At 64.6% G+C, this 20,150-nt stretch carries 17 protein-coding genes and 1 tRNA gene; 14 read left to right on the top strand and 4 right to left on the bottom strand.

Annotation, left to right across the window (positions count from 1 at the left end; all coding sequences use genetic code 11):
• The first annotated feature begins 71 nt into the window (after nt 1-71).
• The 7 genes from QRY02_RS30385 (at nt 72) to QRY02_RS30355 (ending at nt 6,677) form a co-directional block, all read left to right on the top strand.
• Entirely contained in the window at nt 72-764 is a 693-nt protein-coding gene (locus QRY02_RS30385; RefSeq protein WP_285986255.1) for a Crp/Fnr family transcriptional regulator, read from the top strand.
• Nucleotides 765-802: 38 nt separating this feature from the next.
• On the top strand, nt 803-2,041 hold the full coding sequence (locus tag QRY02_RS30380; protein WP_285986254.1) for a hypothetical protein: 1,239 nt from the start codon (nt 803-805) through the stop codon (nt 2,039-2,041).
• The gene (locus QRY02_RS30375) at nt 2,038-4,377 is read left to right on the top strand and encodes a hypothetical protein (protein WP_285986253.1); all 2,340 of its coding nucleotides are present in this window, start codon (nt 2,038-2,040) and stop codon (nt 4,375-4,377) included. Before QRY02_RS30380 ends, QRY02_RS30375 begins: the two co-directional genes overlap by 4 nt.
• Complete coding sequence (locus QRY02_RS30370; protein WP_285986252.1) at nt 4,374-5,369, top strand: hypothetical protein; 996 nt, start codon at nt 4,374-4,376, stop codon at nt 5,367-5,369. The genes QRY02_RS30375 and QRY02_RS30370 overlap by 4 nt, the downstream gene beginning before the upstream one ends.
• Complete coding sequence (locus tag QRY02_RS30365; protein ID WP_285986251.1) at nt 5,369-5,728, top strand: hypothetical protein; 360 nt, start codon at nt 5,369-5,371, stop codon at nt 5,726-5,728. Before QRY02_RS30370 ends, QRY02_RS30365 begins: the two co-directional genes overlap by 1 nt.
• Nucleotides 5,729-5,771: 43 nt before the next feature.
• Nucleotides 5,772-5,848 (top strand) — tRNA-Leu (locus QRY02_RS30360).
• Between the two features lie 301 nt (nt 5,849-6,149).
• Nucleotides 6,150-6,677, top strand: coding sequence for a hypothetical protein (locus QRY02_RS30355; protein WP_285986250.1), 528 nt, complete (start codon nt 6,150-6,152; stop codon nt 6,675-6,677).
• A gap of 94 nt (nt 6,678-6,771) precedes the next feature.
• Here QRY02_RS30355 and QRY02_RS30350 read toward each other — a convergent pair whose 3' ends face one another.
• Together QRY02_RS30350 and QRY02_RS30345 are read right to left on the bottom strand one after the other, a co-directional pair.
• The gene (locus tag QRY02_RS30350) at nt 6,772-7,011 is read right to left on the bottom strand and encodes a hypothetical protein (RefSeq protein WP_285986249.1); all 240 of its coding nucleotides are present in this window, start codon (nt 7,009-7,011) and stop codon (nt 6,772-6,774) included.
• Between the two features lie 303 nt (nt 7,012-7,314).
• Nucleotides 7,315-7,770 (bottom strand): hypothetical protein, encoded by a 456-nt coding sequence (locus QRY02_RS30345; protein ID WP_285986248.1) that lies wholly within the window; start codon nt 7,768-7,770, stop codon nt 7,315-7,317.
• A gap of 149 nt (nt 7,771-7,919) precedes the next feature.
• On the opposite strand from QRY02_RS30345, the gene QRY02_RS30340 reads away from it, so the two are divergent.
• The gene (locus tag QRY02_RS30340) at nt 7,920-8,732 is read left to right on the top strand and encodes a GntR family transcriptional regulator (protein ID WP_285986247.1); all 813 of its coding nucleotides are present in this window, start codon (nt 7,920-7,922) and stop codon (nt 8,730-8,732) included.
• Here the strand turns inward: QRY02_RS30340 and QRY02_RS30335 are convergent.
• Both QRY02_RS30335 and QRY02_RS30330 read right to left on the bottom strand, forming a co-directional pair.
• On the bottom strand, nt 8,716-11,712 hold the full coding sequence (locus QRY02_RS30335) for an NACHT domain-containing protein (RefSeq protein WP_285986246.1): 2,997 nt from the start codon (nt 11,710-11,712) through the stop codon (nt 8,716-8,718). The genes QRY02_RS30340 and QRY02_RS30335 overlap by 17 nt on opposite strands.
• A 900-nt stretch (nt 11,713-12,612) precedes the next feature.
• A complete protein-coding gene (locus QRY02_RS30330; RefSeq protein WP_285986245.1) occupies nt 12,613-13,545 on the bottom strand; it encodes a site-specific integrase in 933 nt (310 codons plus the stop codon).
• Nucleotides 13,546-14,006: 461 nt separating this feature from the next.
• Here QRY02_RS30330 and QRY02_RS30325 point away from each other — a divergent pair, with 461 nt between their 5' ends.
• The 6 genes from QRY02_RS30325 (at nt 14,007) to QRY02_RS30300 (ending at nt 19,714) form a co-directional block, all read left to right on the top strand.
• The gene (locus QRY02_RS30325; RefSeq protein WP_285986244.1) at nt 14,007-14,879 is read left to right on the top strand and encodes a hypothetical protein; all 873 of its coding nucleotides are present in this window, start codon (nt 14,007-14,009) and stop codon (nt 14,877-14,879) included.
• A gap of 196 nt (nt 14,880-15,075) precedes the next feature.
• On the top strand, nt 15,076-15,651 hold the full coding sequence (gene shbA, locus QRY02_RS30320) for an RNA polymerase sigma factor ShbA (RefSeq protein WP_502874279.1): 576 nt from the start codon (nt 15,076-15,078) through the stop codon (nt 15,649-15,651).
• A gap of 569 nt (nt 15,652-16,220) precedes the next feature.
• Nucleotides 16,221-16,442: a hypothetical protein gene (locus QRY02_RS30315; RefSeq protein ID WP_285986242.1), complete on the top strand. Its 222-nt coding sequence runs from the start codon at nt 16,221-16,223 to the stop codon at nt 16,440-16,442.
• A 17-nt stretch (nt 16,443-16,459) separates the two neighbouring features.
• Complete coding sequence (locus QRY02_RS30310) at nt 16,460-17,500, top strand: hypothetical protein (RefSeq protein ID WP_285986241.1); 1,041 nt, start codon at nt 16,460-16,462, stop codon at nt 17,498-17,500.
• A gap of 69 nt (nt 17,501-17,569) precedes the next feature.
• Nucleotides 17,570-17,944: a pentapeptide repeat-containing protein gene (locus QRY02_RS30305; RefSeq protein ID WP_285986240.1), complete on the top strand. Its 375-nt coding sequence runs from the start codon at nt 17,570-17,572 to the stop codon at nt 17,942-17,944.
• Between the two features lie 405 nt (nt 17,945-18,349).
• Complete coding sequence (locus tag QRY02_RS30300; RefSeq protein WP_285986239.1) at nt 18,350-19,714, top strand: hypothetical protein; 1,365 nt, start codon at nt 18,350-18,352, stop codon at nt 19,712-19,714.
• Nucleotides 19,715-20,150: the final 436 nt, after the last annotated feature.

The raw sequence follows: 20,150 nt of genomic DNA, 5'->3' as shown, positions 1-20,150 counted from the left end.
CGGCACCCGATCGAGGAGGGGAGTGCGAGCTGAACCAGAAACCGTGGCCGAAGGGCAGTTTGCTCGGCCGGATGTCCGCCAGAACCCGAAACGGTTTCCTCGAACTGGGAACCGCGGTGACCTACGGTGCGCGCCAGCAGGTCATCCGGCAGGGTGAGGAAAGCCACCACGTGCTGGTGGTCCTCGAAGGGATCATGAAGGTGTTCGTGGACACGGAGTTCGGGCGTCCGGTGCTGCTGGGCCTGCGGGGCCGGGGGGATCTGCTCGGCGAGATGTCCGTGCTGGAGGGCAGGAGACGGTCCGCCAACGTGACAACTTGTACCGTGGCCCACGTCAGGCTCGTCAAGAGCGCGCAGTTGAGGAACTTCCTCGACCGCAATCCGGACGCGTGGTCCGCGATGGCGGCGTCGCTCAGTTCGCGGCTGCACTGGGCAAACAGCCGGCGCGCCGAGTTCGTCGCCTGTCCGGCACCGCTGCGGGTCGGCCGGGTGCTCGCCGAGATCGTCGGCAGGCACGGCGTGCGCACACCGGAAGGCTGGGATCTCGATGTGTCGCTCACCCAGACGGAGATCGCGTCCTTGGCCGGGGTGGCGCTGGCGACGTTCGAGAAGGCCCTCCAGATGCTGCACCGGTCGGGTCTGGTCCGTCGGCAGTATCGACGGATCGTAGTCGGCGATCTCGAGCGGCTGGCCCGGTTCGGGGTTCCTGACCGGCGAAACCCGTATCAATACGGGATGGGCGAAGCGGACGTGGCTCAGAGTTAGGGATCGAAGCGCAGATCGATCTTCCGGAGGAGGCCGCGTTGCCGGACCAAACCGAGTTCTCACGGGCGCTGCTGCTGGCCGTCGACATGTGGCGATACGGGGCCCGGGACGGGTGGCAGCAGGCCGAGCTGCAGCAAGCCCTTTCGGACGCCGTGTCCGCCGCGGCCGGGAGCGCCGGGCTCGATCGAGCGTCGTGGGTGGTGCAGGACAGCGGTGACGGCTTCCTCGCCCGCATCGAAGACAGTTCCGCCGAGCCGGCGCTGGTGGGCCGGTTCGTCCGGGAGCTCGATGCCCGGCTCGAGCGGTTCAACCACGCTCGGCACCCGGAGAAGCGGCTGAGGCTGCGGCTTTCACTGCACCACGGCGGGTCCTTGCCGGCCGCGCACGGCTACGCGTCGGACGGACCGGTCCACGTCTGCCGGCTCTTGGACGCCGAACAGGCGCGCGCGGTGCTGGCCGGACTGCCGGACGCCAACCTGGTCCAGGTCGTCTCCCAGCCGATCTTCGACGGGTGCGTGCGCCAGCGCCTCACCGAAGTCTCCGAAGCCGAATTCACCCGGATCCGCGTGGACCTCCCGGCGAAGAACTTCTCCGCCGAAGCCTGGATCCGCGTGCCCGGCGTTCCCGCTGCGGCGGTGAGCGAACTCGCCGGTCCTGGGTCATTGGTGCTGGAGCTACGACCCGATTCGCACGTCGGCGCCGATCTCCTGGACAAGGTGGTGCGAGCGTCGTTCACGGCGGCCGGGATCGCTGCGCCGGAAATGGTGACCGAGGACGGCGAGGCCCTCACGATGTCGCTGCCTGCCCGCACGCCGGGTGAGCTCGTCCTGGGTGTGTGGCTGCACCACTTGCGCGAGGCGCTCGACGCGTTCGCGCCGGAGGTGCGGATCGCGGTCGGGGTGGCTTTCGGACGTGCTCCCGCGGCCGCGCGTGAGGTGGCCGGCGGTGCGGCCCGCTTCCTGGCCGGCGTCGACGACAGTCCCGTCGTGGTCGCGGTGTCCGGCGACGTCCACCGGCGGTTCGTCGCCGGATCCTCGGCGCGCATGGTGATGCCGGACAGCTACCGGCCGCTCGGTACCGGCCCGGAGTCCTGGGTGCGCGTTCCGGGCTACTCCGTTCCGCCGAAACCTGCGCCGACACGAACGGAAAAGGCGGTCTCGCCGGCAGCGCCCCGGATCGGCGTGGCCTGCGGGCCGGTCTCGAACTTCGAGGGCGGGACCTTCCACGGCCCGGTCGTCGTCGGCGCGTGGCACGACAACCGGGGAGCCGGCCGATGAGCGACACACCCGCGGGGAAATCGCCGGGCCCGTCCGCCGCCCCGGCGGCCGCCAAGGCAGCTCCGAAGACCGGCCCCGAGAAGGGCGGCCCGGAAAAGCAGGACGCGCCGAAGCTCGCAGCCCAGAAGCGTGATGCTGCGCAGCAAGCCGAGTCCGAAAACGAGAAGGAGCGAGGTGACGACGAAGCCCGAGGGGTGAAGGAAGCCCTTTCGCAGGGGGAACGCTACCTTTCGCCCAAGCTCGCGCAGTACGCGCCGAACGCCACCTTCAACCGTTCGGATGTCGGTCAGGTCCAGATCGGCGACCGGTATGAGATCTCCCTCGGCCGCGAAATCTCGCGCCGGTCCGGCTCGGTTCGCGAGGACGTGCTCGAATGGGTCAGGGCCCGGTATCTCCCGGTGGCGTACCACCAGGAGATGGCCGAAATGCTCGAGCAGCGCAACGTCATCCTGGTGCGGGGCCAGCCGGGCACCGGACGGGTCACCACAGCTCTGCACCTCCTGGACCGAGTGGCCAGGAGCAGGGTGTTCCGGCTCCGCAGCGGCAAGGACGTCAAGGCGCTCGTCACGGCCGATTTCCCTGAAAAGAATGCGGGCTACGTCGCCGAGCTGCCTCGCGGGCTGAGCGGCTCGCTCACCGAGGACAACCTCGACGAGCTCCGTGACCGGCTCAAGAAGGCCACCTCGTTCTGCGTGCTGATCGCGCCGTCCGACTCTCGGTCGGTGGAAGTGTTCGGCGGGTACGCGTTCGACCACAAACCGCCGGACCCCGCGGATCTGCTCGCCAAGCTCGTCCAGCACGAGATCCGGCCGGAGGACCCACGCGGGCTCGAGGAGGCCCTCGCGAACCTGCGGTCGGCGCCATGGACCGCCGAGGCCTTGGGGCCCTGCCCACGGCCGCAGGAGTCGGTGCGGATGGCCGCTCTCCTGGTCCGGCACGCGCGTGGTGAGATCACCCGCGAAGACGTCGAGCGAAAGGCTGCTTCAGCGGTCCACGAGCAGGTGACTGAATGGTTCGTCGCCCTGCAAGGACTCTCGCCGGGTGCCGAGTTCGACGAAGCGCTCCGGCTGACCGCTTTCCGGGTGGCGTTGGCCGTGCTCAACGGCTCGCCGTACAACCTCGTCGCCGAGGCGGCGGAACTGCTGGGCGGCAAGTTCGTCACCGAGACGAGCAAGGACGACAAACACCGGGTTTCCCTGTTCGCCGACGACCCGGAAAGCAGATTGCCGGCGTTGCGCGCGAAGATCGTCGACGGCTTCGCGACGTTCGGCCGGGAAAGAGTTCCGATGCCGCTGATGAGCTTCCACGATCCGCGGTACCCCACGGCGATCCTGGACCACGTCTGGCAGAACCACTATCGGATGCGGGACTCGATCAACGCGTGGTTGACGAAGCTGACCGAGGACGACCGGCCGATGATGTGGGTCCGCGCAGCACAGGCGATGGGCTACCTCTGCCGCCGCGACTTCGTCTACGTCTACACCAAGATGATCAGGCCTCGCGCCGTCGCCGGCGATCGGGGATGGCTGCTGGGCAACCGCCGCCTGTCGCCTGCCATCGCGCTCGACCAAGCCGCCCAGGACGACGACCTCCGCCCGGCCATCATCGAGCGGCTGGAAGATTGGCGGCGGTCGAGTTCCCGGCCGCTGCGCTGGACCGCCGCGGCGACGTACGGCTTCGCGTTGGGCCGCCTCCGCGTGGACGAAACGCTCGAGGAGCTCAGAGTTCTCGGTACCCCGTCCGAGAGCCGCGAGCCGCTGGACGAAGGCGACGACTGGGACGTCGTCTGGATCGCGGGTTACAGCGTGGCGAAGCTCCTGGCCTTCGGCCGGGTGACTCCGGTGCTCGACTGCCTCCGGCGGTGGCTCGACAGCGACCGGAGCAGTCTCCGGCGGCTCGCCCTGCGAAGCCTGCGGCACTTGACGGACCTCTACGGCTTCGAGCTCGATCAGCTCGAAATGGCGGCGACGGACCAGCCCGCGTTGCCGGCCGGTGCCGAGCAGTGGCCGCTGCTGCTGACCCTCCATTCGCAGGATCCGCGGCTCACCGAGCCGATCTGCGAGCTGCTGCGGCGGTCCCTGCGCAACCGCGAGGGGGATGCGCTGGCCCGGCACTTCCTCGCCCGGTGGATCCGCTGCGCGGAGCATGACCCGGTTCTCCTCGACGTCCTGGCCGGGTTCATGGCCCGGCTCGTGGAAAGAGAGGGCGACGCGCAGCGGCTCCTCTACCTGATCGGACGGCTGACGAAGGACTGGGCCGATCCGCTCGAGCCCGATGTGGCGGCCAGGCTGACCGCGTCGATCCGTGCCCGGACCGAAATGAGGGTGGTCGTATGACCGAGGAAAAGGTCTCCGGCGAAGCCGAGCCGAAGGAAGAAGAGGCCGAGCAGCAGGAAAAGCCCGAGCCGTCCTTGCCGGACTCGGGTACGCAGGGCAACCGGCCGACGGTCCGGACCCTCGACGGCTCCGCTTACCGACCGATCGTGAGCGACGATCGCGTCGGCCGCCTGGGCTTCGTGCGGAACCGGACGCCGATGCGGCCGTGGGTCGCCCGGGTGTTCGTGCAGAGCAACGGCCGGATGACCGCCTTCGACAAGCACAAGCAGCCCACCGCCGGCGAGCTCCTGTGGGGTGGCTTCCGCTCGGTCTTCGAAGTCGACCTTTCGCTGCAGCAGCTTTCGCTGGAGATCACGCTGCCGAGCATGGGCGACGCCTTCGTCTTCCGCGCCGAAGTGGACATCCAGTGGCGAGTGAAGAATCCCGAATCGGTCGTCGCCGAGGGGCTCCGGGACATCCGGCCCGTGCTCGTCCCGCCCCTGCTCGCCGGGCTGCGGGAGGCGAGCCGGGCGCTGATGGCCGCGGACGTGCAGACCGCGGAGAAGGCGGTCAACGCCCAGTTCCCCGACGACTGGCTGCTGGCGGACTACGGGCTGTGGACGAACGTGCTGGTACGCCTGCGGATGGACGAGCAGAAGGAGCGGAACGTCCGGCTGGAAGCCGAGGTCGCGGCGTACAAGGAACTCATCAAGGACGGCGACCTCGACCAGTTCGCCCTGCAGCTGGCCCAGAACCCGAAGGACGTCGAGCCGGTGGTGCGCGCCCTCGTCGACGAGCGGGACACCCACCGCCGCGAGGTCTTCGACTTCATCACCCGGCTCATCGAGTCCGACGCACTGGACCGCTGGCAGATCGACGACCAGGTCCGGATCGTGATGCAGTGGATGCAGACGTCGATCAACCGGGTGCTGACCGGAACGGATGCGGCCCGGCAGCTCAGCTTCGAAGACCGTGCAGGCGACACGGCCCGGAACGGCGCAGGAGGTGCGTGATGTGGCCGCTGCTTCCGCGGGCCTTGCCCGGCCTCTTCCTGGTCATGGCGGTGACCTGCGTCGTCGTCCGGTTCGTCGTACCGGTGGCGCTCAGAACGTTGATCGAGCCGGCCCGCGACGTGGTGACACTGATCGCGGCGCTGCTGGTGTTGCCGGAGTACTGGGTGAGCCGGTCCCGCCGTCGCGCGGGCGGAACCCCACCGCACTTGGCGTACGTCTACGGCAACGGCGTAACCCGCTTGGCCTGGCTCGGTGACCGTGGGGTCGTCTTGGCGTTGCGTTCGCTCGCGCGCACTGCAGTCACGGTCCACCCCCTGGTGGTCGGCCTGGTGGCGGCGGTCTGGAAGCTGGCGGTGTAGTCCTGCGCGTCTCGCTGGGCGGTGGTCGCCTAGAGTGTGCGATGCCCCCGTAGCCCAACTGGCAGAGGCAGTCGACTTAAAATCGATTCAGTGCGGGTTCGAGTCCCGTCGGGGGCACCACAAGCATGGGAACGGTAGACGTACCGTTTTCGGCGCTGCGTGCGTCGGTGTTGATGTCTTCCCGCAGTTCAGCGCGTTGTGGCTGCTTCGTCGGCGTCGTTACTGCTTCGGTGGCGGCCCGTCGCACGGCTTCAATGGTGGGGCCGGACAACGTGACGCGGCAGGTCAGCCGGTTGGCGTTCCGGTCGTAGTGCAGCTCGAGCCGTAGTGCTTCGAAGAGCCGGCGTGCGATGTCTTCGGGGAGGTCTCCGAGGTCTATCTCGCCGGTGGGCAGCATCTGGAGCAGGTCAGGGTTGGCGGCTTGCTGGATGGCTGCCTCGGCGTCGGCCAGTTGGGCTTCGAGCCGAATCTTTGCTTCGTGAAGTTCTGCCCGGCGATCGTTGATGTCTCGGATCAGGGCCTCGTCGGGGTTGTCGAACAGCTCGAGGTTGCGAAGGGCCCGCTTGCTCTTGAGCTCGGTCGCTTCGATCTCCCGACGAATCGCCGCGATTCGTTGCGTACGTTCCTCGGCCTTCGACTCGCCCAATTCCGCTTCTGCGCCTTGCCTTTTGGTCGCCGCATTTGGGCGTGCGGCATCGCCGTGCGACCCCAGCGCACGTTTTGTCTAATATGGACTGATCTAGTTGGACTTGTGCTGTTCTCGGTACCGTCGCTCGCGGTCGGCTATCGCCCGATCGATATGGGTAACGCAATTGCGGCAGACGTGGTAGCCGTCCACCTGGAGGAACGACGCGTGCCCGCACATCCGGCAGACCAGCCACTTGAGCCGAATTCGACGCAGGCGCTTGTCCCGGTACGGGTGATCGCGTCGCCAGCGGGGGAGCCGTAGCCTGGCATTCACCGCTTCACCTCCCTTGTGGAGCGTGGACGGGAGGCACGGGGACGGTGGCAGGGCCAAACTTCCAACCGTCCCCGTGCCGGACTTAGGTGCCGGGCTCGCCTGGCTCGGGCGCCAGAACCTTGACCATTTCGTCAGCCGCGTCGCGGAGTTCGCGGAGGAACCTGACGAACTCCGGCCACGTCGCCGGGCCACCCGGTGTCGTGATCGCGATGCTGTCCTGGTCCAGGTACATCACGAGCGCGGGTTGGTTGTGGTGGATTCCGACGACCTGCATTCCCGCGACCGCCTCCGGCCCGGGGGCCCACGTCGCGTTGAACGCCATGGCCTTGTCCTTCCTCGTTGTCTGAGCGCGCCTGCCACAGGAGCGCCTGTTCCTCGAACCCCTCGATTGCGGCGGTGACGGCCGCGAGCACCCACCAGGAGAGCTGGCCCTGACTCGCGATGTTTCGCCAGGCAGCCGCGACGTCGACCGAAGCGGCAGCCAGAGCCTGAGCGGTCTGGCCGTCGGCGTGGTCGCCTGCCCGTATCGACAGGTCTCCATAGCGCCGGTAGGCCGCCTCCCAGGCGTCGACCAGGTGCCCGGGTACCAGCGCGACGCTGCCGATCCTGGGCACCAGGGCCCCCATCACGCGGCCTTGGGCGTCGGCTCGCTGGTCGACCGGGCCGCCTTTGCACCGCCGCCAGAAGCCGCGGACTTGAAGCCGGTCGCGCGGTAGACGTACGACTGGTACTTGAACTCGCCCTGACCAGCGACCTTCGGCTCAGCTGTCAGGCCGTCCAGCTCGACCGGACGCATCCCCGGCAGAGCTTCCGCGGTGGTCGGCACCGGCTGAACGTCGGCGAGGAAGGTCACCTCGAACGACGCGCGCTTGGCGTTCTTCTCGCTCGGGTCGGTGACGGTGCCCTTCCACTGCCGCTTCCCGGTGATCTCGTCAACCCGCTGGCGCGTCGGCCGGCCAGCTGCCTTGTCCTCCCGAGTCTGGTACTCGTTGTCCGGCGAGACCTCGCCGACCAGCACCAACCCCTGCGGGAAGGCCTGGTCGAAGTCGATCTCGAACCGGTGTCCCCTGATGATCGCCATCGTGTGTCCCTTTGCTCTTCGTGGTGCCCGCTGTCCGGGCCTGCGCTGGTCCGTTCGAACCAACCTCGTATACGAAGGTAAACCTCGTATGTGAAGCTGTCAACATACGAGGTTCATGAGACGATGACTGGCGACGCCCAGGAGGAGACATGTCAGAGCTGCTGTTCGGCGACCACCCGGAGTTCCCGGACAACGACGAGCCCCGCTACAAGCAGATCGCGAAGGAGTACCGGGCCCGAATCATCAGCGGCGAGCTGCAGGACGGGGAGAAGCTGCCGAGCGAGGCTCAGCTCTGCGAGATCCACGACGTCTCACCGATCACCGCGCGCGCGGCGATGCGCCTGTTGCGGGAGTGGGGCTTCGCGAACGGCATTCGGGGTAAGGGCGTGTTCGTCCGCCGCCTGGACAAGCTGACCCGGATCGCGCCGCTGCGCTACTTCCGAGGTCAGGAGGCCCGCACGTACGTGCGCGAGGCTGAGGCTGCGAACGTCGAGATGCAGGTCGAGCACAAGACGACCAAGACGACGGCGCCGGCCAATATCGCCGAGCGGCTGGGCATCAACGAGGGCGACCCGGTGACCTGCACTCGCTACTTCATCCGGATGGGGAACCCGCCGCAGCCGGTCACGAGCAGCCTGGCGTGGGAGCCGCTGGCCCTTACAGGCGGGACAGACATCGAGCTTCCGCACGTGGGGCCGCACGCCGACAAGGGCATCGTTGACCGATTCTCGGCTATCGGGCACGAGGTTAACCAGGTCGAAGAACGCCTCGATATCCGCACGCCGAATGCCGAAGAGGCCAAGCTTCTCGACATCCCGGCGAACCGGCCGGTCGTGCAGATCACGCAGACGTTCCGCGTCGCCGACCGCTTCGGTGCGGAAGATGACCTGGCAGTAGAAACCGCAGACATACTCTTTCCCGCTGATCGATACGAACTTCGATATGTCATGGAGATTCGCTAGCGCCTGACGTAGAGGAAGATGTGCGTCGAGGTCGTTGAATTAGAGTGATTCGACACTCTAGCCAGTCCTTGAACTTCTCTAAGGCATCCTCGTTCCTGTTTAGCAAGGGTCGCGCCAGGTGAAGTGCCCTAGGTACCTCGTCAACGAATCCTAATCGGCTTAGAATGGATGCACGAAAAAGACCGCTGTACTGGCTCGTTACACGATCCTTGATTTCGTTCGACGCCTTAATATTCCTCTTTATTTGCGTTACAAAATCTTCGATGAGTGGAAGTAATAAGATAAGTTCACTCGTCCTGGTAATCGCACGAGAGTGACCTTCTGAAATCAGCCCGGTAATCGGCCGCAGCTCCGCCGGGGACATCTTCACTCGCATTGACATTATTGTCGAAAACTCGCTACTGAGCTGTCGTCGAACTCGCCGTCTGAGCGCGGCACGCGACTTTTCGTCGCGATAGCTGTCAGTAATAAGGCCACTGCCGCCAGCGAGCTGCCTGAAAGCGAGCGGAGGCTTCGCTACTCCGAGGCCGGAAATTTCATACCGATAGAGTGAGGTTGCGCCGTGCAAGCTAAGCATGTGTCGAAGCGTTATCCCATCGCGTTCAAGTTCGAGGATCCCCAGCCACCAGTACTCATCAAGTTTTTGATCGATGATATGGCGAAAGTGAACCTCAGCATTCTCTGTAGTCCATTCAATCCAGTAGGCAAGCGAACTGGGTGTTTTGATGGAAAAGTAGGTGAAAGCTACAGTTGCAGCAAATAAAATTCTTTCTTCCACTCCGTTCGCGCTGAATGACTTTTTAACTGAAGCTCGAAGCGTATCGCCGACTCTTGTAATGTTCTCTTTCGCGACGTGACGAAGATCGACAATGGGCCACTCTGTCTCGTTTGGTGCGGCGTGCGTGGTGACCGAGAAGAGGATCCCAGGTTCCCGTGAGTATTCAATAGCCAGATCGCAAATTTTTTGTAACACGATCGGCTTTGGCACTAAGAACTGAAGGGATCGCGTGACAAATGATACGATATTGCGCTCTTCCGAGCTCATCGTACGCTTGTCGCAATCAGCCATTGCGAGCAATAAAAAGTCGTCTGCTCCGTCCTCGACTTGCTTTCCGAGGATCTGCAGCGAGAGTTGAGCGACTACATCCCATTCCTTTGCTTGAATCTTCGACGAAAGAATTCTGTAGAGTTTATCAGCACTTGAGTTCTGCTTGACAAGCTGGCTTGCCGAGAAATATTCGAGGAAAGTGCGATGCGTGAACCCATAGGTTTCGGATCCAACATCCGTCAAAACCCACGCGCGACCCTGGCAGAACTCAATGAATTCATTGGCTGCGTTCTCGGCGTCCTCTTCGTTGTCGAAACGCTTTTCGAGGAGGTATGACTTCATGAATTCAAGTGTTCTTAGCCTGGGTAGAGTTGCGTCCTCGCTGTTCGTCAGCATGTATAGTGCAAGCGAGCGCATTGCTGCTTGTACATGAGCGTCGAAGGACAGTGGTCGCTCGATGCCTCTTTGCTTATCCCAACGTTCAAATAGCAGAAGAGAGCACTTCTCATATACGTCAGGTCGATTAGTGGGTATGTAATTCTCTGACGCGTAAATACCGCACATTAGTGACAATAGCAAAGGATTGTGCCGCAAGTCGGAGACGAATTCACTGTCTTCAATGAAGCTCTCCGTAAATCGCTTCTTTGTGAGATCTTCTTTGATGGTCTCTTCGAGTCGAAACCACTTTTCGACATAGTTGTTGACGTCGTTATCGTCGAATTCATCCAGATCAATAACTGAGAATAAATGAGGGTCCAGAGGGGCTTCGTCGTATCCAATCTTTCGCGAGGTTACCAGAATTGGACACGTCGGGAACTTGTACGAAAATGACTCAACTATCTCTACGACTGTTCGACGGAGCGACGTGTCGAGTAGTTCGTCTAGTCCGTCAAGCACTACGACGGCTCTGTCATTCAGAAGTAAGTACTCGATTGCATCCTTCGGTGGAACGCTGTTATTGGGGGCGCGACAAACTCCTTCTAGATATTCGACAACGGTTTGCTTATTGCTTGGATCACGCAGACTCTTTGCGTACTCTTTCAGTTCGACAAAGAATGGAACTCGGGCTAATGAGCCAGCATCTTCCGCCGCGATTTGAAATATGAGATGGCGAGACAGGGTCGACTTTCCGCCGCCAGGATCGCCGAGAATGACCATCCGGGTGTGCTCTTCGAGTAGATCTCGAGCCTGTTTTCCCTCATCGTCGAGGAGCTGCAAGGGAGCAATCTGTGCTGTCTCGTTAGTGCTTTGGCGCACATGTAGGCGCGGTTGGACGAAAAGTTGCTCGTACGCCACGCGCCGCTTGGCTCCTGCGTGAGGTAGGCGCATTGTTCCGCTCGTTGCCGCGATATGGGAGCGGAAGTCCGAGGCAAATTCGTTTATTTCCCCGATGCTTGCAAGGGATTGCATCAAGTCCACATTTCGAACCCCGGCGGACGCCAGGCTGCCAATTGTTTTTATTAACTCCGCTTTCAATGTGGGAGATGCGGAGATGTCCGAGTCTGATAGTCGCTTGATGTTAAGAGTAACCGATTCATTCAAAGCGGAAAAAAGTAGTTCTGGAAGCGGGGATTCTGGGGCGTGACCCAGATGTAGCCGGAGGCCTTCTTCTATCTCTCCTCGAACTGCCGCTGCGACTTTCTCAGATTTGCGCCCCTGACCCTCAATAAGGCGTGCTCGGGTGAGCATCAGTGAACAGTTATTAAATTCACTTGATTGGCAGAAAGATAGCACTTTATCGACGTCATTTTGGTCGAGTGATGCAAGTAAATCGGCACACTTTGAATCACCCTTACTGTCAAGTAGGGCGCGAATTTTTCTTTTTCGTTTAGCTTCAAAGATCTTCTGACTTCCCCAGATTCCCGCTCTGGTTACCCCAGTAGCTGCCGCTTTGGCTATGCTTGGCCCTAGCAGAGCCTCGAGGCCTGTCATGAATTGACCTTCTTTCGCGGGATGTTTGTGAAGCGGTCGTCTAGGTCTCTGCCGAATTTGGCTCTATGGGATCAAGGGCGCGCCGCCGGGCGGCGCGCCTGTCGCCTGGCGTAGCTGCTCCCGTTGGCGACCACGCCCGTGCCCGGCACGGCCGGCTCCGCTCCGCTCTGCCGACCGGCCGGGTGGCGCGGCCGCCTTCGGTGCAGCTGCGCAGCGCCGCCCGCCGACGGCGAGTCTGAGCCATTCAGCCAACGTCGGGCCTCCCTCGCCGATGAGTCGTACAACCCGGGTCGTCGTCAGGCGCCACCGTGTTACGCCCATCTGGCGGTAAGCACCATCCCGAAGCTTGATCGTGACAACGGCCGGTGACGCCGCGTCAAGGCTGGAAAGCGTGCCTTGACCCGACGCCACCGGCCGCGTGCTGGCTTCGTATCGGGATGACGGGGGAGCTGTGGGCGGTAGAGTGGGCATGCGCGAGCTGGCAGGAAGAGCCGCGAAGAGGGCATGATCATCTCCCCGGTTTTCCCCCGGGAAACGACGCGGAACGACGAGAACCAGCGACCGATCATGATCGTCTCGCGTGGACGTCCATGCAGGTGAAGACTGGTATCGACAGATGACCAGAACTAGCCGCTGACCTGGGCTTATTCTCCGTAGGTTCTGGGTTCGAGCCCCAGGCGTCCCACTCGATCAACATCCCCGCCGACCTGAGGAGATGTTCTTGTTTGCTGATCTTGCGGGCCTTGGTGTGATCTTGGGTGGGCTCGCGGTGGGCTCTCGTAGTGTGCTGACCAGCGAATATGTCATGGCATGTCGAAGTAGAGCGGTTGAGGTCGTACTTCGCTGCCATGGTTTTGCCCTTTCTAGCTCGACGCGATAGGTGCTTCCGTTTCGTGATTCTCAGGCGGCGCTGATGGTGTGGCTGGTTCGTCTGCCGGCGGTGACGGGTCGGCGGGTAGCCGTGCGGTGCCGTCGGCGTGGTGTGCGGAGGCGGGTGCCGGTGGTGCGGGCGGCGTCGAGGACGAGTCGTGCGGTGGCTTCAGCGGACTGGCGGGCCAGGCTGGGCAGGACGCTGGTGTAGGTGTCGGCGGTGAGGACGATGCTGGCGTGGCCGAGCATGTCCTGGACGGTTTTGAGGTCGTTGCCGGCGGCGAGGGAGAGGCTGGCGGCGCCGTGGCGGAGGTCGTGTAGCCGGATCGGCGGCAGCCCAGATCGAGTGTTCAATAGGCGGAAGAGGCGGGTCAGCGCGTCGGGCCGAATCGGCTGACCGAGCCCGTTGAGGAACAGGTAGCCGACCGGGACTCCGAACAGCGTGTCGTGGTGGCGGCGCAGCAGGTTGATGGTGGCGTGGTCGAGGGCGATCACGCGGTTACTGGCCTCGCTCTTCGGCTTGCCGACCTCGATGGTCGAGCCGACCTGGCGGATCTGGTGGGACACGGTCAGGTAGCCGGCCTCGAGGTCGACGTCGCTCCATCGCAGTCCAATGACTTCGCCGCGGCGTAGTCCGAGCAGGGCGACGAGGTGGAAGAGCAGGTAGAGCCGGTGGTCGCGGATTTCGTGCAGGAAGGTGGCGGTCTGCGCGGCGGTCCAGACGGCGACTTGGGGGCGTTCTCCGGTGGCGTGCCATTGGGCGATGCGGGGTGGTGTCCAGACGACGGCGTGCGGTCGTCGTCCGCGGGGGAGTTCGACGTGGCGGGCGGGGTTGCGGTCGATCAGGCCGCGTCGGGCGGCAGCGTTGAGGGCGGCGCGCACGGTGGCGTGGATGCGCTGCAACGTGCCCGCGGTGACCGGTCGGCCTGCGGTCCCGTGGGTGCGGATGATCGCGGTGAACATCGTCTGGACGTGTGCGTTGGTCAGTTCCTTGAGCAGGTGTTCGCCGAGGCAGGGGATGAGGTAGCCGTGGATGTGCTGGCGGTAGCCGCGCAGGGGTGACTCGCCCGGGCCGGTCGCGACGATGCCGCTCCGGGGACGAGAGCCGGCGCTCGCTCTGACTCAAGCCGGGCGAACGGCCAGGCCGGAGCGATCGAGGTCAGATCTCGTGCACGTAACGTCGGCTGGGCCGTTTGAGCTACGCGGCCATCCGGCGTGACCTCCGGGGCGTCCACGGTGTGACAGACGGCGCGAGGGTGGAGCAGCTAGGCGATGGTGGCAACGTTCCGGCCCGGGATCGACCAGTCCGAAAAACCTTCTGCACTTTCGACCCGGGCGCACCTATAAGGCTGGAGTCCGGGTCGCTGAGACGTATCGCTCGCTTGGCGCCGCCGCACTTGGCCCCTCTGTAAAGGAACCTGCCGATGACTGACGAGGAACCCGCGGCCCACACCGCGCGAGGACGGCCAGCCGCGCCCGCTCCGCGGGAGGTCCTTGTCGCGGGGGCCGGGGGCGCACCCGGGCGCCGACTTGCGCTGCACGACCTGTTCGCGATGGTGCTGCCTGCGGGCGAGGTGCCCAAGGACGAAGCGTGGCCGTCGGACGAGCAGCCACAGCTGAATCTGGTCCACGACATCGCGTTGCTGGACGCGCTGAAGCAGGAGGGATTCGAGGGCATGATCTGGTCGGAGCTGTCCGACCGTCTCGCCCGCTACGGCCTCAGCGTCATCAACGCCTGGCTCGTCAGCGGCGAGATCTACGCCCGCGCCACCGGGAAGAACAGGCCGGCCAAGCCGCCGCAGCCGCCGTTCACCCGGGACGAGCGCAACGCCCTGTCGATCGACACCGTCGCCGACGGCGTTGAGCTGTTCCGCGAGCAGGGCGTGAAGGCCAACAACTGGGATCCCCGCAAGGGCGCCCGGTTGTCGACCTACTTCATCGGCTCCTGCGTGTTGTGCTTCACCAACCTGTGTCGCAAGCAAGTCACCCTCCGCAGCAGGACCGACCTCGACCTGTTCGTTTCCGACGACCAGGAGTGGGAGGCAGCCTCGCCCTCAGCAGAGCGAGTCGCCCTCGGCCGGATCGGCCTGGGCACGGTCCTCAAGGGTGACACGGTTCCCCGCGACGTCGTAGACCTGGTCATGACGTACTCGGTCCTCGGCTACAAGTCCCGCGAGATCTCCGAGCTGATCAGCACGGAGACCACGACTTACACCCCCAGTGCCGTGCGGCTGATGATCAGCCAGTACCGCAAGCAGATGACCAAGGAAGAGCGCGGAGGAGGACGGCATGGCTGAAACCGCAGCTGTGAGCCCAACGACCACTGCCGAGACCCTGGTGAACCGTTCCTCGGTCGGCACCCAGGGTGTGCGGCACCTGGCCGGGCGAGCCCACCCTGACGACGTGACCCGCGTCCTCGACCGGAGCGGGCGCACCCGCCCGCGCACCGAGCAGACCGCGAGCAACGTGCGCGATTATCGCACTCCCGAGTCGATGCCCCGCCCGGGCGGACGGCTCACCAAGGAGGACCTCGACCCGCTCGTGAAGGACGCGGGCGAGGGCAACCCGGCCGCGATCCACTCGCTGCTGCAGATGATCGAGCCGGTGGTGGTCCGCTACTGCCGCGCCCGCATGGGCGGCCGGGACCTCTCCTACCTGTCGGCCGACGACGTCGCCCAGGAAGTCTGCCTCGCCGTGCTCAAGGCCCTGCCCGACTACCAGGACCGCGGCGGCTCCTTCCTGTACCTGGTCCACGCGATCGCGGCCAACAAGGTCGCCGACGCCTACCGCGCCGTCGCCCGCGACCGCTCCGAGCCCGTCCCCGAACTCCCGGAGCGCCCGCAGGTCGGCAACGAGCCGGAGACTCTGAACCTGGAACTCGGTGAGCGTCTCGGCCGGCTGCTCCATTCTCTCCCCAAGGTGCAGCAGGAGATCCTCACCCTGCGCATCGCAGTCGGCTTCTCGGCGCAGGAAACCGCCGAGGCACTCGGGATCTCCGCGGGGAACGTGCGTGTGACGCAGCACCGCGCGCTGACCCGGCTGCGCGGCATGATCCACGACGAGTTCTGAGCCGGGGGGGACGCGGAAGAAAAACGGCCGGGTGCGGTGCCGACCTGCGCCCACAGGATGGCTCGGCACCGTACCCGGCCTCTCGTGTCGGCCCAGTCACCATTCAGGGAAGCGACCCGAGAAAGTTAGTCTCACGCACATCGCGCACATTTCGCGATCTTACTCTTCATCGAGAAGTACTTCTCACTAGAAGAGACGCAAGAACTATCCCCCCCCGTTTGGGGAGGTGCACCTCGCCCAGCATGCGTTGCTGCACATTTCCGCACGGCGCTCGACTCCCCGAAGAAAGTTTGGCTATCCGAGTTCGCAGGTCAACGGTGTTCAGTACCACGGTAGCACATGTGACTCATGCCACATCTGTCTGTGGTGACGTGGGACGCGTTGTCAGGTTATAGCCTGCGGAAATGAAGACCTGAACAAACCCGCTCATGAATCGAGGTGGCCTGATTACAACGATGTGATTCCCTTGAAGTCAAGGGGCATTCCGAGCGCATTGGAACGTACCGCCCAGTACGTCCGCCGCGCATCGGGCACGGCCCAGTCACCATTCAACAAAGGGAGGACCCACCGTGGTCTACCTCGTGCCGCCCCGGCGGCCCAAGCGGTCCTGCGGCGCGCTCAGCGCGCTGGAAGCTCTGACCTTCACCGCGGCGATGATCGGCGTGATCGTGCTCGAGCGGCTCGGCAGTGACCTTCTGGTCGCCGCCGGCGTGGTGATCACGCTGCTGGCGCTGGTGCGTGGCGTCCCACTGCCGCGCCCGCGTTCCTCGGCCGCGGGCGTGATCGCGTGAGCCCCAAGGACGCCACCGTGTCGACCACGACGGGGCGCAGGGAGCTCCGCGAGCTCAATCAGACGACCCGCCTGGTCGACCAGCACGTCGGCTCGCCGAATGCCGGCCTGGGTCGCTACACCGCGCCCGGACGCCGGATCAGGTTCCAGATGCACACCGGACAGACAGGTGACGGCAGCCCGGCTCCGGCGGTGGAGGTGCTGCGGCCGGCCGAGAAGTCCGCGGTGGTGGCGGCGCGTATCCGGGAACTGCACCGCGCGCTAGCGGCGCTGGAACCGGGCCGGCACGAGTGGCGGCTGCTGATTGGAAAGGTCAAGCCGGATATCGGTGCCGAGATGTCCCTGCTACGGCGGGCGTGGGATCCGGACGAGCCGACGTTGTTCGCCCGGGAAATCTACGAGGCCATCTTGCACATGGTTGAGGCCTCGTACACCACGCGGCAGGACATTTTGCGTCGCTTCAACGCCGCGGCACAGGCGGCCGGGGCAGGGAAGCGCGGGCGGGCGGGCAGCGTGAGCGCGCAGCGCTGGATCCCGGGCACGGCCACTCCGCAGGAGGTCATGACCGCGCCGCTGCAGGTCATCGACTCCGAAGGTGCGTTCCTCGCCCACCTGCGGTTCCTGCAGGAGTACTCCACGCTCAGCACCCGCACTCTGCATCGGGAGCTGAGCAAGCGGGTGAGCCGGGCCCCCGGGCACACCACCCTCGTCGGCTGGCTCAAGAGCGCCAAGCTGCCTGCGCAGCTGGGGGAACAGGTCCTGCGCGCCATGGTCGAGATGCTCGCCGACGACATCCTCGGCGGCGAGGTGGGGCTGGTCCGGCAGGCGGCCGATGAGCACGTGCGTACCTACCGGATGCTGGTAGCAGGGCGCCAGGGCGAGGCCCTGCTCTCCGGCCCGGTCCAGCGGGCGCTCGCCGTGCTCGGCGAGCGTGAGCAAGCGCTCGACGAAGCCGACTCCGACGACCGGATCCGGCGCGAGCTGCTGGACGAGATGCGCGAGCGCATCCTCGCCGAGCTCGCCGCTGACCGCGAAGTCGCGCTGCTCGCGAGCGCGTAGCCGATCGGCACAAGTCCGGTCCTGCCAGAGCGTCGGCAGGGCCGGACCACCGCGCTGATCAACTTCTCCTTGCAGGACTATCGCGTCCGTAACGCCGAGTTCGCCGGCGCTACCTTCACTGGCGACGCCTGGTTCAGCAATGCAACCTTGACCGGCGACGCCGAGTTCGCCGACGCTACCTTTACCGGCGACACCGGGTTCAGCAATGCGGCCTTCGTCGGCTCCACCTGGTTCAACGGTGCGGCCTTCACCGGCGTCGCCCGGTTCATCGCCGCGACGTTCATTGGAGGCGTCCGGTTTCCTCGCGCGAGCTTCAGCGGCGACGCCGAGTTTGTCGGTGCGGTCTTCGCTGGCGCTGCCTTCGGCAGCCGGGTCTCGGATCGGCGCGATGTCGATGCCGTTGGGGATCACGCGTCGGGTAAAGGGCCACTATCCGGTACATAGCCGATCGGCGGGTTTGGTCGACCCGTCATGCGGTCATGGGAGCCGTCACCGCGCTGACCCGGCGTATGTCATCGGGTGTCAGCAGGTAGGCGTCATCGAGTGTTCGTAGCGCCCGCAGAGCGCAATGGTGGGATGAGCTGGGTGTGGGAGGCCGCGTCCGTTGTTGTGTCAGCGGTGAGGCGTCGTCGGTGCCACGGCGGTGTGAAGCTGGGTTCGCGAACGGTCGCCCGGTCGAGTGCGGCCAGCCCGCCGGACCGGAAGTTCCCGGGTTTGATCAGCAGCGACTGTAACGGCAGATGCACCCAGCGCGACTGCCTTTGCAGATCTTCGGGAGGCTGCTTGCCGAGACGAACGTACGGTCCGCACGGCAGACGTGCGGGAGGTTACCCGCGACAGCGTGCGATGGTGCGTGTCAACCTCGCATTTATTGCCGTGGGCGTCGCCGCTGTGCTTGGTTTCGGCGTCGGCCGCCGGTCGTGGAACGCCACCACAATCGGGATGCTCCTGGCCCTGGCTGCGTTCGTCATCGGCGTCCTGGCCGGGTTCGTCTTCGGGCTGCCGCGCACGGTCCAGGGCGAACGCCCTAAAGACGACATGGGAAACAGTCCATCCTACTTGGCCAACACCAACCTCGAACAAATCTCCGATTGGTTGACAAAGATCATCGTCGGGGTTGGGCTAGTCGAAGCTGGGTCGTTCGCCACATGGTTCGGCCGATTCAGTATGAATATTGGCCCGACTCTGGCCGACGGCACGGTCGGCGTCGTCACAGCCGGTGCGGTACTGGCGTACTTCGCGCCACTCGGCTTCCTGTCCGGCTATCTGTGGGCACGTACATTCCTCGTCGTCACCCTGAAGGAGTTCGATCAGCTTCCGCCAAACTCAGTGGCCGGGCCGCTACTCGACCTCAACGGGCGGCTGCTGGAAACGGTGCAGCGGCTCTCGCGGGAACGCGCAGCTGCCGACGTGCGGGCAGGTAAGGGCGTCCTACGCAGCCGCGAGCAGATCGTGGAGTACCTCGACCCGGTGCCCACCGTGGTGCATACGCTCGGCGAACTTTGGTGCGCCATCGAAGAAATACTGACGTTGCTCATCGAACCGCTGTCCCCAGAAGATCGCACTACCGAAGATATGGCGAAGATCCTTCACCGACGCGGCGTGCTCGACGACGAAATGATCGACAACCTGACCTCGCTGCACCAGGCCTCCCAGAGCGTGGCCTCTGGCGCGACCCTGTCCGACGACGACGCGACCACGGTCCGCCAATCCGGCCCGGCCCTGCTCCAGGCGCTGGCCAGGCTACGGAGCTACGCGCCAGCGCTGTTCGAGAAACACGTAATTGGGCAGCTCGACCGCCTTATTAACGAAGGCTGCCGAATCACGTACGGCACCATCCCACGCCAGCTGTTTACCGGCGAAGAGGGCGGCAATGCGGGTTCCGTCGAGGCCGACGCCACCCTGGAACAAGACGAGCGTGCTCTCTTTGTCGAGGTTCGCGCGCAAGTGCGCAATGACGGCCGCCCGTTGGAGGAGACCCTGGAGTGGCTGGCGCGCATACCGCACCAGGTGCCAGTGCTCCTGGTGTTCCTGGGCGACGAGACCACCACTCCTTCCGTGTCTGAAGTAATTCTAAGCGACCCGACGCGGCTCGAGGCGGTCCTCTACAGCCGTCTAGCGGGGCTCGACGTGCTTGGCTGGGACGCGGAGTACGAGTCCTTTCTCGACCGCGTTCGAGCCATGCTTGCCCATGTCGACCCGGCAGACGAATGATTTTGTTCGTGCTGGACGAACTTGCGTTGGTCTTCGCCTAGCGCCTGCTGTTGGGCGCGCGCGTTCCCCGCTACCGGAGTAGGGCGGTGGCGCTGCTCGGGTGGCTGAGACGAGGCGACGGGTCTTTCGGCTGTGACCGGGGCAGCGATTGAACGGTCCACACTGGACCAGTGCCGCAGCCACTGCGTCTCCGATGGGGCTCCGTTGCTGGCATAGTGCCCGACACTATGCGATACTTGACGACACTGAAAGCGGAGAAGATGTCGTCTGACCTGCATTTATTGGCAGAGAGTGGCATTTGGTGGCACTCGCCAACATTGGTTTCCCGTAGACTTTTAATCCGCAGGTGCGGAGGCTACCCCTGGTGTCTGCGCGGGAGCGACCGTGTCAGAGAGCGACGACACATTACTCCAAGTCGATGCCCGCGGATCGCTGA

The organism is Amycolatopsis sp. DG1A-15b, assembly GCF_030285645.1.
In the GTDB taxonomy this organism is placed as follows: Bacteria; Actinomycetota; Actinomycetes; order Mycobacteriales; family Pseudonocardiaceae; genus Amycolatopsis.
This window is presented reverse-complemented; position numbering and strand designations above follow the sequence as displayed.

Bases quoted from the DNA above. Each gene is read 5' to 3' on its own strand.
- QRY02_RS30385 (WP_285986255.1), top strand. From the start codon at position 72: ATGTCCGCCAGAACCCGAAACGGTTTCCTCGAACTGGGAACCGCGGTG.
- QRY02_RS30375 (WP_285986253.1), top strand. From the start codon at position 2,038: ATGAGCGACACACCCGCGGGGAAATCGCCGGGCCCGTCCGCCGCCCCG.
- QRY02_RS30370 (WP_285986252.1), top strand. From the start codon at position 4,374: ATGACCGAGGAAAAGGTCTCCGGCGAAGCCGAGCCGAAGGAAGAAGAG.
- QRY02_RS30365 (WP_285986251.1), top strand. From the start codon at position 5,369: ATGTGGCCGCTGCTTCCGCGGGCCTTGCCCGGCCTCTTCCTGGTCATG.
- QRY02_RS30350 (WP_285986249.1), bottom strand. From the start codon at position 7,011: ATGGCGTTCAACGCGACGTGGGCCCCCGGGCCGGAGGCGGTCGCGGGA.
- QRY02_RS30345 (WP_285986248.1), bottom strand. From the start codon at position 7,770: ATGGCGATCATCAGGGGACACCGGTTCGAGATCGACTTCGACCAGGCC.
- QRY02_RS30340 (WP_285986247.1), top strand. From the start codon at position 7,920: ATGTCAGAGCTGCTGTTCGGCGACCACCCGGAGTTCCCGGACAACGAC.
- QRY02_RS30335 (WP_285986246.1), bottom strand. From the start codon at position 11,712: ATGACAGGCCTCGAGGCTCTGCTAGGGCCAAGCATAGCCAAAGCGGCA.
- QRY02_RS30330 (WP_285986245.1), bottom strand. From the start codon at position 13,545: ATGTTCACCGCGATCATCCGCACCCACGGGACCGCAGGCCGACCGGTC.
- QRY02_RS30325 (WP_285986244.1), top strand. From the start codon at position 14,007: ATGACTGACGAGGAACCCGCGGCCCACACCGCGCGAGGACGGCCAGCC.
- shbA (WP_502874279.1), top strand. From the start codon at position 15,076: ATGCCCCGCCCGGGCGGACGGCTCACCAAGGAGGACCTCGACCCGCTC.